Annotated in this window: 15 protein-coding genes; 11 read left to right on the top strand and 4 right to left on the bottom strand. The window is 51.5% G+C overall.

Features of this window, described 5'->3' with window-relative positions; genetic code table 11:
- Positions 1–28: 28 nt before the first annotated feature.
- Positions 29–775, bottom strand: a complete 747-nt coding sequence (locus BZG25_RS05880; RefSeq protein WP_077638683.1) for a YdiY family protein — start codon at positions 773–775, stop codon at positions 29–31.
- Between the two features lie 177 nt (positions 776–952).
- On the opposite strand from BZG25_RS05880, the gene BZG25_RS05875 reads away from it, so the two are divergent.
- A complete protein-coding gene (locus BZG25_RS05875) occupies positions 953–2344 on the top strand; it encodes a replicative DNA helicase (protein ID WP_077578833.1) in 1392 nt (463 codons plus the stop codon).
- Entirely contained in the window at positions 2334–3464 is a 1131-nt protein-coding gene (gene alr, locus BZG25_RS05870; protein ID WP_077638682.1) for an alanine racemase, read from the top strand. Before BZG25_RS05875 ends, alr begins: the two co-directional genes overlap by 11 nt.
- Positions 3465–3503: 39 nt before the next feature.
- Here the strand turns inward: alr and BZG25_RS05865 are convergent, their stop codons facing one another.
- Positions 3504–3938, bottom strand: coding sequence for a secondary thiamine-phosphate synthase enzyme YjbQ (locus tag BZG25_RS05865; RefSeq protein WP_077638681.1), 435 nt, complete (start codon positions 3936–3938; stop codon positions 3504–3506).
- Positions 3939–4167: 229 nt separating this feature from the next.
- Between BZG25_RS05865 and pgi the strand changes: the two genes are divergently transcribed.
- Positions 4168–5823, top strand: coding sequence for a glucose-6-phosphate isomerase (gene pgi / locus BZG25_RS05860; protein WP_046074363.1), 1656 nt, complete (start codon positions 4168–4170; stop codon positions 5821–5823).
- Positions 5824–5965: 142 nt separating this feature from the next.
- Here pgi and BZG25_RS05855 read toward each other — a convergent pair whose 3' ends face one another.
- Positions 5966–6430: a chemotaxis protein CheX gene (locus BZG25_RS05855; RefSeq protein ID WP_046074362.1), complete on the bottom strand. Its 465-nt coding sequence runs from the start codon at positions 6428–6430 to the stop codon at positions 5966–5968.
- 29 nt (positions 6431–6459) lie between these two features.
- On the bottom strand, positions 6460–6903 hold the full coding sequence (gene zur, locus BZG25_RS05850) for a zinc uptake transcriptional repressor Zur (RefSeq protein WP_046074361.1): 444 nt from the start codon (positions 6901–6903) through the stop codon (positions 6460–6462).
- A gap of 282 nt (positions 6904–7185) precedes the next feature.
- Between zur and azu the strand changes: the two genes are divergently transcribed.
- The 8 genes from azu (at position 7186) to BZG25_RS05810 (ending at position 13182) form a co-directional block, all read left to right on the top strand.
- Positions 7186–7632 carry an azurin gene (gene azu / locus BZG25_RS05845; RefSeq protein WP_046074360.1) on the top strand — a complete coding sequence of 149 codons (447 nt, stop codon included), beginning with the start codon at positions 7186–7188 and terminating at the stop codon, positions 7630–7632.
- A gap of 104 nt (positions 7633–7736) precedes the next feature.
- Complete coding sequence (locus tag BZG25_RS05840) at positions 7737–8384, top strand: hypothetical protein (protein ID WP_077638680.1); 648 nt, start codon at positions 7737–7739, stop codon at positions 8382–8384.
- A 9-nt stretch (positions 8385–8393) separates the two neighbouring features.
- Positions 8394–8669, top strand: coding sequence for a glycosyltransferase (locus BZG25_RS05835; protein ID WP_108744011.1), 276 nt, complete (start codon positions 8394–8396; stop codon positions 8667–8669).
- 179 nt (positions 8670–8848) lie between these two features.
- Positions 8849–9877 carry a tRNA dihydrouridine(20/20a) synthase DusA gene (dusA, locus tag BZG25_RS05830; RefSeq protein WP_077606410.1) on the top strand — a complete coding sequence of 343 codons (1029 nt, stop codon included), beginning with the start codon at positions 8849–8851 and terminating at the stop codon, positions 9875–9877.
- A gap of 158 nt (positions 9878–10035) precedes the next feature.
- The gene (gene pspG / locus BZG25_RS05825) at positions 10036–10299 is read left to right on the top strand and encodes an envelope stress response protein PspG (protein ID WP_046074320.1); all 264 of its coding nucleotides are present in this window, start codon (positions 10036–10038) and stop codon (positions 10297–10299) included.
- Positions 10300–10460: 161 nt separating this feature from the next.
- Positions 10461–11105: a TIGR04219 family outer membrane beta-barrel protein gene (locus BZG25_RS05820; RefSeq protein WP_046074319.1), complete on the top strand. Its 645-nt coding sequence runs from the start codon at positions 10461–10463 to the stop codon at positions 11103–11105.
- 217 nt (positions 11106–11322) lie between these two features.
- Positions 11323–12831, top strand: a complete 1509-nt coding sequence (locus BZG25_RS05815) for an aldehyde dehydrogenase family protein (protein WP_077606409.1) — start codon at positions 11323–11325, stop codon at positions 12829–12831.
- 123 nt (positions 12832–12954) lie between these two features.
- Positions 12955–13182 carry a hypothetical protein gene (locus BZG25_RS05810; protein WP_046074318.1) on the top strand — a complete coding sequence of 76 codons (228 nt, stop codon included), beginning with the start codon at positions 12955–12957 and terminating at the stop codon, positions 13180–13182.
- The last annotated feature ends 86 nt before the right edge of the window (positions 13183–13268 follow it).

Raw genomic sequence — 13268 nt, 5'->3', positions numbered from 1 at the left:
TAAAAAGCCAGCCCTCGGGCTGGTTTTTTTATAGCCACTGATAGCGAAGGCCGACGGTTAGCACGCTGTCGTGGTGCTTCAATCCTGGAGGCACATCCGTCATATAGTTGTGTTTGCTGGTTATTTTTATCGAAAGCTTTTCGGTAATGGTAGAAGCCAGAGTGACGGCACCTTCCACGCTGGTATTACTGGCGCCCGAGATTACAATGCTTCTCCCCTCTAAGCTGACACTGTCGACCAGTTGCCACTCTCCTTTAGCCTGTGCACGAATCACCGGCTCGCGAACCGAGTAAGGCATGATGAGATCGCCATCGTCGATTTCATCAAGATTGGGACGCTGGTAGCGATACCCTGGCCCCACTTCCGTGCTGAGTTGGAAGGTGTCACTTTGCCACCATTGGTGGCCAAGCCCTGTGGCCAACATAAAGTCATCGTAATAGGGACCGTAGCGATCAGCGACATAGGTAGCGTTCAGTAAGACATAGCTGCGCGCGCTAATACCACGGTTTGCTTGGGCTTCTAATTCTGTTTTACGTTTATCTTCCTCGCCATCTTTTTCCACTTGTAGCACGCTCGCGCTGGCTTGATAACGTGTTTGTTCGCCATCATATTGGCCATTCACTTCCCCGTTGACTGTTTGTGAATCGGCATTGCCGCTTAACTGTTGCAGTCCTAACGACAAATCACTTTGCCAAGGGGATGACGTGGTCTCCGTGGCGTGGCTAAAAGGGGTATATAATGTGGACATCACAAGGAAGAGGGACGGCACTTTCATCGTGAATCACCTGTTGACAATATAGCGCCTTATCCTAGGTGTCCTGGCCTCCTAGGCGGTCAAATTTAAGTTAAAATCTCGGGGACTTATTCAGCGTTTGGAAAAAAATGCTGCATGGGGCAGCGTCCTGCGAGGACAGCGGGTATAATGACCCCCAGTAGCAATAGGTGAGTTTTTATGGCAGACAATCGTAAACCCGCAAAAGATCAGCAAGTCGCTAACCTCAAAGTGCCCCCACACTCTATCGAAGCCGAGCAGTCTGTGTTGGGTGGTTTGATGTTGGATAACGAACGTTGGGACGCGGTTGCGGAAAAAGTGGTCGGCCATGACTTTTATAGTCGTCCGCACCGATTGATTTATGAGTCCACCAAGTCTTTGCTTGATGAAGGCAAGCCGCTTGACTTAATCACCTTATCTGAACACCTAGAAAAAACCGGTCATTTGGATGATGTGGGCGGCTTTGCTTATCTGGCTGAATTGGCTAAAAATACGCCAAGTGCGGCGAATATTGTCGCTTATGCGGATATTGTCCGCGAACGAGCCATGGTTCGTAACCTGATCGGGGTAGCCAATGAAATTGCGGATGCCGGCTATGACACCCAAGGGCGCACGTCAGAAGATCTGCTCGATATGGCGGAGAGCAAGGTGTTTGCGATTGCTGAGTCACGAACCAGTGAGACCGAAGGGCCGCAACATATCGACTCGGTGCTCAGTAAAACCCTTGAGCGTATCGAAGAGCTTTTCAAAACCCCACAAGATGGGGTCACGGGCGTATCGACCGGCTTTACTGATCTGAACAAGAAAACGGCAGGTTTGCAGCCTTCTGATCTTGTGATCGTGGCGGCTCGTCCTTCAATGGGTAAAACCACCTTTGCGATGAACCTGTGTGAAAACGCGGCGATGGATCAAGAAAAGCCGGTACTCATTTTCTCGCTCGAAATGCCAGCTGAACAGCTGATGATGCGTATGCTGGCCTCGCTCTCACGGGTTGACCAAACCAAGATCCGTACCGGTCAGCTTGATGATGAAGACTGGGCGCGTATCTCGTCATCGATGGGGATCTTAATGCAGAAAAAGAACATGTACATCGATGACAGCTCCGGCCTAACGCCGACGGATGTGCGTTCACGCGCGCGCCGTGTTGCCCGTGAGCATGGTGGGGTGAGCATGATCATGGTCGACTATCTGCAGCTAATGCGTGTTCCTGGCTTGCAAGAGAATCGAACCCTTGAGATTGCCGAGATCTCCCGCTCCCTCAAAGCGCTCGCGAAAGAGCTGAATGTGCCTGTGGTGGCGCTATCACAGCTTAACCGTTCGTTGGAGCAACGGGCCGACAAACGCCCGGTTAACTCGGACTTGCGTGAATCGGGTGCCATTGAGCAGGATGCTGACTTGATCATGTTTATTTACCGCGACGAAGTCTATAACCCGGAAAGTGCGATGAAAGGGATTGCAGAAATCCTGATTGGTAAACAGCGTAACGGCCCGATTGGCTCGGTACGACTGACTTTCCAAGGGCAGTATTCGCGATTTGATAATTATGCAGGGCCGGCGTTTGATGACGAGTAATCCTTTTATCATGACGAATGCGGCCAAAGCCGTTATCGATCCGGAGGCGATGATACACAACATCCAGGTGATGCGTCGCCAAGCGCCCAATAGCAAAGTGATGACAGTGGTTAAATCGGATGGTTACGGCCATGGTTTGGTCTCAGTGGCCTCCACACTTGCGCCTTATAGCGATGCTTTTGGGGTGGCACGGATTGAAGAAGCACTGACGTTACGACAGGCCGGTATACGCTGGCCTATTGTTTTGTTGGAAGGTTTTTATGAAGCCGACGAGCTGCCGCTATTGGTTGAACACCAACTGACCGCCACGGTGCACTGTGATGAGCAAGTCACCATGCTGACTAACGCGGCACTGAGTGAGCCTTTACCCGTGTGGTTAAAGGTCGACTCAGGGATGCATCGCTTGGGCTTCGAGCCGGACCAAGTACCAGACGCGCTCTCTGCCCTGACAGCGTGTGACAATGTGGCGCCAGACATCGGCTTTCTCAGTCATTTTGGTTGTGCCGATGAAATGGATAACCCCATTACGCAAGCGCAAATAGACACCTTCACACAGGTGACAGAAGGACTGCCTGGTGAACGCTCACTGGCGGCGTCGTCGGGAACCTTGTTTTGGCCGCAAAGTCACTTTGATTGGGTGCGACCCGGCATTTGCCTATATGGTATTTCGTCGCGGATTGAACTGACGGGTGAACAGCTGGGCTTAAAACCGGCGATGCGCTTAACCTCAAGGGTGATGGCCGTTCGCAAGCTAAAAGCCGGTGAGCCGGTAGGGTATGGCGCGCGCTGGCGTAGCGAGCGCGATACGCTGATTGGTGTGATAGCCATCGGTTATGGTGATGGCTACCCACGACTGGCGCCCGATGGCACCCCTGTTTGGTTGAATGGCCGCGAAGTGCCACTTGCTGGGCGGGTATCGATGGATATGATCACGGTCGATTTAGGGCCAGATGCCACTGACAAAGTGGGGGATGAGGCGGTGTTATGGGGGCCTGAGCTTCCCGTCGAGCGCATTGCCCGCTTGGTCGATACCATCGGCTATGAGCTCGTGTGCCAAGTGACCGGCCGAGTGCCGCGCCAATACCTGACCACCACCTCCGAGCGGCGTGCGGTGGGTTAGGCCCCGCCCCCTTATCTAAACGCATGCTGGCCAGCGAGACTAGACGTTGGCTTGTGGTGCGCCTTGCAGGGTCACTACCAAGGTACGCATGCCGCCCTCATCGCGATGCTCGCCCAGATAAATCCCTTGCCACGTGCCTAAATTCAGCCGACCTTGGCTGATGGGCACCGTGACGCTTGCACCTAACAATGACGCTTTGATATGCGCTGGCATGTCATCGTCCCCTTCGTAGGTGTGGCGATAATAAGGCGCTCGCTCAGGCACTGAGTGATTAAAGTGCGCCTCCATATCTTGGCGCACGGTCGGGTCGGCGTTTTCATTGAGGGTTAAGCTCGCCGAGGTGTGCTTGATAAACACTTGCACTATACCCACATCCATGTCGCCCAACATGGGGAGCGCGTGCACGATCTCGTCGGTGATCAGGTGAAACCCGCGCGGCCGAGCACGCAGACGAATCTCAGTTTGATACCACATAAGCAATCCTTGTTGTGATCTTTATCGTATGCTGTTGGCTCACAGGCGATCCAACTATTCTATGATTGATCGCAACCTACTCACAGCGATTAGATGTGAGAATCGAGCCATGATTATGTAATATTACACCAATGACCGCTGCGTACAGCGTGGTGGTGCTGACGTTATACAGGATCCTTGCCTGCTGTGATACCCACAGCAGCACTCACAACGCGATTTGGATGACATGATGCTAAAGACAACGAATCCCACTCAGACCGTGGCGTGGCAATCACTGACCGCCCATTTTGAAGAAGCGCAGGACTACACACTGGCTGATCTGTTTGCTGATAACCCAGAGCGATTTGCCCACTTCTCAACGCAATTCGAAGACAGCATTCTGTTGGATTATTCCAAAAACTTGATCAGCGAAGAAACGCTGACCAAGTTATTGGCACTCGCCGACGAAACCGGGGTGGCTGAAGCGATTGAGTCAATGTTTAGCGGTGAGAAAATCAACCGTACAGAAGATCGCGCGGTTCTCCACACAGCACTACGTAATCGTAGCAACACGCCTGTGATGGTTGACGGCGAAGATGTGATGCCTAAGGTTAATGCGGTACTGACGCAGATGCAGTCTTTTTCCGAGCGCGTGATCAGTGGCGAATGGAAAGGTTATACTGGTAAAGCGATCACCGATGTGGTGAATATTGGTATCGGTGGATCAGACTTGGGTCCTTATATGGTCACTGAAGCGTTGGCGCCGTATAAGAATCACCTTAACCTGCACTTTGTCTCTAATGTCGACGGCACCCATATGGCTGAGACGTTAAAAGATCTTAACCCGGAAACCACCTTGTTCTTGGTGGCGTCAAAAACCTTTACCACCCAAGAAACCATGACCAACGCACACACGGCGCGTGACTGGTTTATGAATGCAGCAGGGGATGAGACCCAGGTGGCGAAGCATTTTGCCGCGCTATCAACCAATGCCGATGCCGTGGCAAATTTTGGTATTGATACCGCCAACATGTTCGAGTTCTGGGATTGGGTTGGCGGCCGCTACTCACTGTGGTCGGCGATTGGTCTATCTATCTGCTTGGGTGTAGGTTACGACAACTTTGTCGCGCTGCTTGATGGTGCGCACCAAATGGACAATCACTTCAAAACCGCGCCGATGGCACAGAACATGCCGGTTTTGTTGGCACTGATTGGTCTTTGGTACAACAACTTTCACGGGGCGGAATCAGAAGCTATTTTACCGTATGACCAATACATGCACCGTTTTGCGGCTTACTTCCAGCAAGGCAATATGGAATCAAACGGTAAGTATGTCGACCGCAATGGTCGCCCGGTTGACTACCAAACAGGGCCTATCATCTGGGGCGAGCCAGGCACGAATGGTCAGCACGCTTTCTACCAGCTGATCCACCAAGGCACCAAGTTGATCCCATGCGACTTCATTGCTCCAGTGCACAGTCATAATGCGATTGGCGACCATCACGCCAAATTGATGGCGAACTTCTTCGCCCAGACGGAAGCGCTAGCCTTTGGTAAGAGCCGTGAGCAAGTCGAAGCTGAGTTGACGCAAGCGGGCAAATCAGCTGAAGACGTGGCTGCGATTGCGCCATTTAAAGTGTTTGAAGGCAACCGTCCAACCAACTCGATTTTGGTGGAGAAAATTACCCCTTATACACTCGGCGCGCTGATTGCCATGTATGAGCACAAGATTTTCACCCAAGGGGTGATTTGGAATATCTTCAGCTTTGATCAGTGGGGCGTTGAGCTCGGTAAACAGCTGGCGAGTAACATTCTGCCTGAGCTCGGTGATGCGCAGCAGGTCGAAAGCCACGATAGCTCAACCAATGGCCTGATCAACGCGTTTAAGCAGTGGCGCCAAGCCTAAACTGAGCGGAACCGTGATTGAGAAAGTCAAACGCCGCGATGGTTATCGCGGCGTTTTTATATTTTGGGGGCCAACCATTGGAGGCCACCTAGTGAGCTATCGCCTTTGGCACAGCGCATGATCGCTTGCGACGTATGTCCGTTTAGTGATCGAAGCAGATCTCAATAAAGGCAGTGCCGTGCGGGGATTTAAATGGCATGATGATCACAGGCCCATCACTTTTGTGATTGATGGTATGGCCTTTGCCGGATACGACCACAGGGGTCGCCATCTCAAATTCGAAGCCCTTTTCTGACAAAATACGCTTCGCACCACCTGTCACCATATTGGTGATCTCACCGACCATATCCGTCACTTCTTCATCAATCGACTCGGACCGCTCTCCAAGCATACGCTGCATGATTTCAAGCGCCATATCTTCATCAAAGGTGACGGAAAAGGAGCCCTTAGTCTGTGGGCCGACCATGCCAATTAACCCAGAAACGTCCCCTTTGGCGATCTCTGACTTTTTCAAGTGAGGCTTCTCTGGCTGGATTTCCAGCTGTGCCATCGTCTGTAGCACATTGATCAGTGAAGTAAGAAACGGGTTGACGAATTGTGCTTCCATAAAGAATGTCCGTCCTAATCAATTCAGTATTAGTGAGCTAGGCATTGTGCGCAGGTACCATGGGTTTCAATCACGTGATGTTGGACCTCAAACCCCATTGTTTGCGCCTTTTCACGCAACGCCTCAGAAAGCTCCTCAGTGTGACACTCTTCCACGGTGCCGCATTGATCACAGATGAGCAGTTGGGAGCAGTGCCCCTGGTGGCCAAGATGACAACAAGCGATATAGCTATTGGTTGACTCCACCTTATGCACAAACCCCTGCGCTAACAGAAAGTCTAGCGCACGATAAACCGTTGGTGGTTTGGCTTGTGGCTCTGTTTCACGCAGCTCGTCTAGCAGCTCATAGGCGGTGATCGCACGTGAATAGTTGGCGATAATCTCGTAAACGCGCGTCCGCTGCGGCGTTAATCGCACGCCGCGTTGCTCGCAAAGCTGCTGTGCGCGGTGCAGTAACCCAGTGGTGTTGGTCATAGCGCCTCAAAGTGCTAACAGTCAGTCAGTTATCTTACCATAGCTGTATAACATCGCACCCCACCTATCGTCATCCTATGCGCTTTGCCACAAGTGTAAATAGGTAGTCCAATATCACTTGATCGCGATCAGTTACCCTACAGTAATGATAGAAGTAAAAATAAAAACCAATCAGTCGATTTTTGAATCGGCTAACTGTTTTGCGCTGTCATGTCAGTATGATGACAGCGTGCCACAGGCATTAAAAACATACCTTTACATCCATAATAGGAGTATGTACCGATGAAAAAACTGTTAGCCCTCGCCGCCCTGGCGTTCGCGTCTGTTTCAACGCAAGCGGCTGCCAATGAGTGTGAGTTAACTGTCACCACCGGCGATAAAATGGCCTACGACCAGTCATCGTTGTCCGTACCAGCAAGCTGCAGCGAAGTTACGCTAACGCTGGAGCATCAAGGCTCAATGCCTGTGACCTCTATGGGCCACAACTGGGTGCTGTCGGAAACGTCTAACCTGCAAGATATCGCCATGAAAGGCGCCGGTGCCGGCGCAGATAACGACTATCTGCCGCAAGGCGACGATCGCATCTTGGCACACACTAAGCTGATTGGCGGCGGTGAAAGCACCACCATCACCTTCTCAACCGAAGGTTTGCAAGGCAAAGACTTAACCTATTTCTGCTCATTCCCAGGCCACTGGACTGTGATGAAAGGCAAATTCACCATCGAATAAGTCTTGTCGCGAGAGAGCACATCGTTCGGCTCTCTCGCCCATTTCATACCCTCGTCATCTTGCTCAACTAGGCTTTCCTGCATATGGATTGACGGAGCAAGGCCGTGAATAAACTCCGCTACTATAGTTATAACTTGGCACTCAATGCGATCCCTAATGATTGGTATCGCACTTGGATGCGCAGGCAACTTTTCCCCACTTATCAGCAACATCAATCCGATATCGACCAGCGCGTCAGCTACTATAACCGTTTGAATGCGCCATTTTGTTTGTCTGAGCAATATTGCGATCATCAGACGGGCCGTGTGAGACAAGATCAAGGCTCGGTATATTTTCTCGATATATTGCGGGTAATGCGCTGGTTCCCAAATGGTTTGTTTCTGCATTACTTAGGCGGCGATGTGACACAACCGCCGCCCACGCCAGCATTCGTGAAAAGCCGACCGATTCATGGCGACAATCAAAACGCCGTCCTGCTCAAGCTCAACGCGGTGCGTCACTTCCAATTTATTAATGATCCTGTGCCGTTTGGGCAAAAACGCGATAGCGCGGTATGGCGCGGGCGCTGCTTCAATCACAAGCGCCGCCAGCTTCTTCAGCGCTTTTACACGCATCCAACTATTGATGTCGGGGATACACGCCCCGCGAATGATACTGACCAAGCCTATCGAAAAGCCCCGCTGACACCGCAAGCGCAGCTACAGCATAAGTTTATTCTCAGTGTGGAAGGGAAAGACGTTGCCACCAATTAAAAATGGATCATGTCCTCTAACTCGCTTTGCTTGTCACCCCCAATGGAATATGAAACTTGGTTTATGGAGGGCCAATTAATCCCTGGAGTCCACTATGCCGAGGTCAACGCCGATTTTTCCAACCTAGAGGCAGTCATCGACTACTACCTCACCCATCCGCATGAAGCACAAGCGATCATCAACAATGCTCATCAATGGGTAAACCAATTCCGCGACCGACAAAAAGAGGCGGTGATCAGCTACTTAGTGGCAGGGAAATACTTTCGGCTTTCGCAACAGCGCTAGGAGAAAAGGGTCGCCATCCACTTTAGGTCATTACAGCCGCGTTCGTATTCTCACCCGTTTCTATTTCAAACCCTTCACGTTCACCTGTTCTGCTTAAATCTTACCGGTGCAATGTGTATAATCCGCGTCCGCCTGTCGAAAATGACCGTCGTTCAACGTAATTGCAGAGATTCGAGACCATGACTAACCCCAGCAAAACCGCCGCCAGCCCTGATGTGACGCCAAAAACGGTGATGCAGCGTTTCTCTGTTGCGCCCATGCTCGATTGGACCGATCGCCACTGCCGGTATTTTCATCGCTTACTATCAGAACACACTTTGCTGTTTACTGAGATGGTCACCACAGGCGCGATCATTCATGGTAAGGCCGATTACCTTGCCTACAACGAACAGGAGCATCCGGTGGCGTTGCAGCTGGGGGGATCGGATCCGGCGGACTTGGCAACATGCGCCAAGCTGGCGGCTGAGCGTGGTTATGATGAAATTAACCTCAACGTTGGTTGCCCGTCGGATCGGGTGCAAAACGGGCGTTTTGGGGCGTGCTTAATGGCCGAGCCTGAGCTGGTGGCGCAGAGTGTGGCTGCCATGCGCGAAGTGACCGATGTGCCTATTACGGTGAAAACCCGCATTGGTATTGATGAGCAAGACAGCTACGAATTTTTGACTGACTTTGTGGGTACCGTCAGTGAAAAGAGTGGTTGTGATATGTTTACCGTGCATGCACGTAAGGCGTGGCTAAAAGGGCTGAGTCCTAAAGAAAATCGGGAGATCCCGCCGCTGGATTACCCGCGTGTTTATCAGCTTAAAAAAGATTTTCCGCACCTCACACTTGCCATCAATGGCGGGGTGAAAAGCCTTGAGGAAGCGGAACAGCACCTAGCGCATCTTGATGGCGTGATGGTCGGCCGCCAAGCTTATCAGAGCCCGTTTATGTTGGCCGAGGTCGATCAGCGTTTATTTGGCAAGACAACCCCTCGCATTACACGTCGCCAAGCAGTCGAGGCGATGTTCCCATACATTGAACAGCAGCTCACTCAAGGGGCGCAACTCAACCATATTAGCCGCCATATGTTAGGTCTGTTCCAAAATATGCCAGGCGCGCGGCAATGGCGCCGCTATATCAGCGAGAATGCGCACAAGCCGGGTGCGGGTGTTGAGGTACTGACCACCGCAATGAGCCATATCCCTGAGCAATGGCTTGATGCCTGAACCGGTGAAAAGCACCAATTATTGGTGAAAATATAACCGCACCTTCATGGAGACCTGAAGGCAACGCTGTAATCCATTGAATTAATGAGAAAATATAGAGTGACAAATTGGCCTGAAACCTGCAAAGTCTGTCTCGCTATCAAGACAAGGAGATCGCAATGATCGAAATACTCTTTCTGATTGGCTTTGCTGTTGTATTGTTTATGACAGGCGTAAGCATCATGGGCATGGTGCTGGCCATGCTGGCCGGCTTTGCCGTGATGATGTTGGCCGGGATGATAGGTACGCTGCTTAAGCTACTACCATGGCTGTTGGTGATCGCCTTGGTTGTGTGGCTTGTTAAACGCCAGCGTCGCAGCCGCAAAGGTGAGCCTGAAGTGATTATCAACGAAAAGCGCTGGGCACGATTCCGTCGCCGTTAAGCGCACAAAATTTGCGCGTCGACACAGCAAACACACGCCGTTGCGGGTTTTTCTCTTCACCTCGGCACAAAGCTTGCTATCATTCTAAGCAATCGGCGACAAGGCATGGCTTTGCCGCCTCCGCGTGACGACCTTTTTTAATCGACAATGTGGAGAGTTTCATGAAAACCACTTCAATGACGCTTGCCGCCGCAGCGCTCACTGCGTTTTTGGCCATGCCCGCTCAGGCTGATACCTTGGCAGGCGGTAAAGTAGGGGCGGATGCCTGGTTTATGGATGCTGACGTCAATAATGTAGAAGCCGATGATGCGAGCACTGCTGGCTCTTATTACGCGGCGATTGAGCATCCGTTACCATTGATCCCCAATGCGAAAATCCGCCAAACCTCGGTGAGCGTGGATAACCCTGATGTTGATTTTGACCAAATCGACTTTGTTGCCTATTACGAGTTTCTCGATAACGATCTCGTGTCGGTCGATGCGGGCATTAATATGCAGCGTTTCCAATCTGGCAAGTTTCAAGGGCAAAGCTTTGACGAGTGGCAACCGAACATTTATGCCGATGCACGTGTAGGTCTAGTCGGCACGCCTTTATTTGTATTTGCCACCGTGAGCAAAGGCGAGTTTGATGGCACCAGCACCTTGGATGCCGAAGCGGGCTTGCAATATCAGTTAGGTTTAGTGGCCGCTGATTTGAACGTGCGAGGCGGTTATCGCATGATCGACCATGACTTCGACTACTTTGACAATAATGACGGAGAGCTTGATGTGACTGGCTTCTTTGTCGGTGCAGAACTCGACTTTTAATCGGTTGAGCGTCAAGGCAACGAGTAAAAAACCGCGCACATGCGCGGTTTTTTTATACCTGAAGATTCTGCCTATTCGCTTCTGTTGCCCATGTCTCACTGCGACTTTCGCCTAATACCCAGCCAATAAAATCTCTGCCACGCTTTTTGAGCAATAACGGCAAGGAGAGAGCAGTACGTGCTCCGCCATCTACTCAAACACGGAATAAGGAAAGAGTATGATCTACGCAAAACCAGGAACAGATGGGTCAGTGGTTAGCTTTAAGTCGCGTTATCAAAACTTTATCGGTGGTGAATGGGTGCCGCCGGTGAAAGGGCAGTATTTTGCCAATACGTCACCGTGCACTGGCGAAACCCTTGCTGAAGTGCCGCGCTCAAGTAGCGACGATGTGGATCTGGCACTGGATGCGGCGCATCGCGCGAAAGACGCATGGGGCAAAACCTCTGTCACTGATCGGGCCAATATTTTGTTAAAAATAGCGGATCGGATTGAAGCGAACCTCGAAATGCTCGCCGTGGCGGAAACCTGGGAAAACGGTAAAGCGGTACGTGAAACCTTGGCGGCGGATATTCCTCTCTGCGCCGATCATTTCCGTTACTTTGCCGGTTGTATTCGCGCCCAAGAAGGTACTGCGGCGGAGCTGGATGCGGGTACAGTGGCGTATCATATTTACGAGCCTTTAGGTGTTGTGGGGCAGATCATTCCGTGGAACTTCCCCTTACTGATGGCGTCATGGAAGCTTGCGCCGGCCTTGGCGGCGGGCAACTGCGTGGTACTCAAGCCGGCCGAGCAAACCCCGACGACCATCTTGCTATTGATGGAGTTGATTGGCGATCTGCTGCCTGCTGGTGTGGTTAACGTGGTCAATGGTTATGGCGCAGAGGCGGGCCAAGCGCTTGCGACGTCGTCTCGGATTGCCAAACTGGCGTTCACAGGCTCTACGCCAGTGGGTCATCACATTCTACGTTGCGCGGCAGAAAACCTCATTCCTTCAACCGTTGAGCTGGGCGGTAAATCCCCCAACATCTATTTTGAAGATGTGATGCAGCAAGAAGAAGCATATATCAATAAAGCGGTAGAAGGCCTGTTGCTTGGCTTTTTCAACCAAGGCGAAGTGTGCACCTGTCCGTCGCGCGCGCTGATCCAGGAAAGTATCTATGACGACTTTATCGCACGCGTGATTGAGCGCGCAGGCACGATAAAACAGGGTAACCCGCTCGACACCGAGACCCAGGTCGGGGCGCAAGCATCAGACGAACAGTTTGATAAGATCATGAGCTATTTGAAGGTCGGGCAAGAAGAGGGCGCGAAGGTATTAATTGGCGGTAGTCACCAGGATTTGGGCGGCGGCTATTATGTGCAGCCGACCCTACTGGAGGGCCATAATAATATGCGGGTGTTCCAAGAAGAGATCTTTGGGCCGGTGATTGGGGTGACCACCTTTAAAGATGAGGCGGAAGCTTTAGCGATTGCCAACCACACCGAGTACGGGTTGGGTGCAGGGCTTTGGACCCGTGATATGAACCGCGCCTATCGTGTTGGACGTGCGATTGAAGCAGGGCGGGTCTGGACAAACTGCTATCACCTTTATCCGGCGCATGCCGCCTTTGGCGGCTACAAAAAATCAGGGATCGGGCGAGAGACACACAAAATGATGCTGGGTCACTATCAACAAACGAAGAACTTACTCGTTAGCTACGACATTGATCCATTGGGTTTCTTTTAATAGAGACCACCTCAATGCGGAGGCGGTGACAACATCGCCTCTGCTCATCAAGCCTCCTGCATGGCAGCTTTGCTTATCTGAGACTAAACTCAATAAGTGATCCAATTCAGTGGGCAAAGCATCATGACAGCCGAACAGCTACGTGCTTTATACCGTCAGCAGCTTTTGATTGAGGCGGTTGTTGAGCCTTCGTTAGATAGCGAGGGGTGGGTTGTTGAGTGCCGCCACACCGGTGGTGGTTTAATGGCGCTTACCAATGCTGAAGGGATTGAACAATGCTTTACCGATATTGACCAAGCGACGTTGAATGCGCTTGAGATTGGTTTTCAGCAAGTTCGTATTGCTGACTAACGTTATGTTCCCGCTCAATGACACACCGCTGCGCACCTACCTTACAAAAAGTTATAAAACATTCACATCTATTCTTTATTGTTATT

It is taken from the genome of Salinivibrio sp. ML198 (assembly GCF_001996015.1).
GTDB lineage: Bacteria > Pseudomonadota > Gammaproteobacteria > Enterobacterales > Vibrionaceae > Salinivibrio > Salinivibrio siamensis.
The sequence above is the reverse complement of the archived record's forward strand: the minus strand, read 5'-3'. Positions and strand labels throughout refer to the sequence as shown.

Bases quoted from the DNA above. Each gene is read 5' to 3' on its own strand.
- BZG25_RS05820 (WP_046074319.1), top strand. From the start codon at position 10,461: ATGAAAACCACTTCAATGACGCTTGCCGCCGCAGCGCTCACTGCGTTT.
- BZG25_RS05880 (WP_077638683.1), bottom strand. From the start codon at position 775: ATGAAAGTGCCGTCCCTCTTCCTTGTGATGTCCACATTATATACCCCT.
- zur (WP_046074361.1), bottom strand. From the start codon at position 6,903: ATGACCAACACCACTGGGTTACTGCACCGCGCACAGCAGCTTTGCGAG.
- pspG (WP_046074320.1), top strand. From the start codon at position 10,036: ATGATCGAAATACTCTTTCTGATTGGCTTTGCTGTTGTATTGTTTATG.
- BZG25_RS05815 (WP_077606409.1), top strand. From the start codon at position 11,323: ATGATCTACGCAAAACCAGGAACAGATGGGTCAGTGGTTAGCTTTAAG.
- alr (WP_077638682.1), top strand. From the start codon at position 2,334: ATGACGAGTAATCCTTTTATCATGACGAATGCGGCCAAAGCCGTTATC.
- pgi (WP_046074363.1), top strand. From the start codon at position 4,168: ATGCTAAAGACAACGAATCCCACTCAGACCGTGGCGTGGCAATCACTG.
- BZG25_RS05810 (WP_046074318.1), top strand. From the start codon at position 12,955: ATGACAGCCGAACAGCTACGTGCTTTATACCGTCAGCAGCTTTTGATT.
- BZG25_RS05855 (WP_046074362.1), bottom strand. From the start codon at position 6,430: ATGGAAGCACAATTCGTCAACCCGTTTCTTACTTCACTGATCAATGTG.
- azu (WP_046074360.1), top strand. From the start codon at position 7,186: ATGAAAAAACTGTTAGCCCTCGCCGCCCTGGCGTTCGCGTCTGTTTCA.
- BZG25_RS05875 (WP_077578833.1), top strand. From the start codon at position 953: ATGGCAGACAATCGTAAACCCGCAAAAGATCAGCAAGTCGCTAACCTC.
- BZG25_RS05835 (WP_108744011.1), top strand. From the start codon at position 8,394: ATGTCCTCTAACTCGCTTTGCTTGTCACCCCCAATGGAATATGAAACT.
- BZG25_RS05865 (WP_077638681.1), bottom strand. From the start codon at position 3,938: ATGTGGTATCAAACTGAGATTCGTCTGCGTGCTCGGCCGCGCGGGTTT.
- dusA (WP_077606410.1), top strand. From the start codon at position 8,849: ATGACTAACCCCAGCAAAACCGCCGCCAGCCCTGATGTGACGCCAAAA.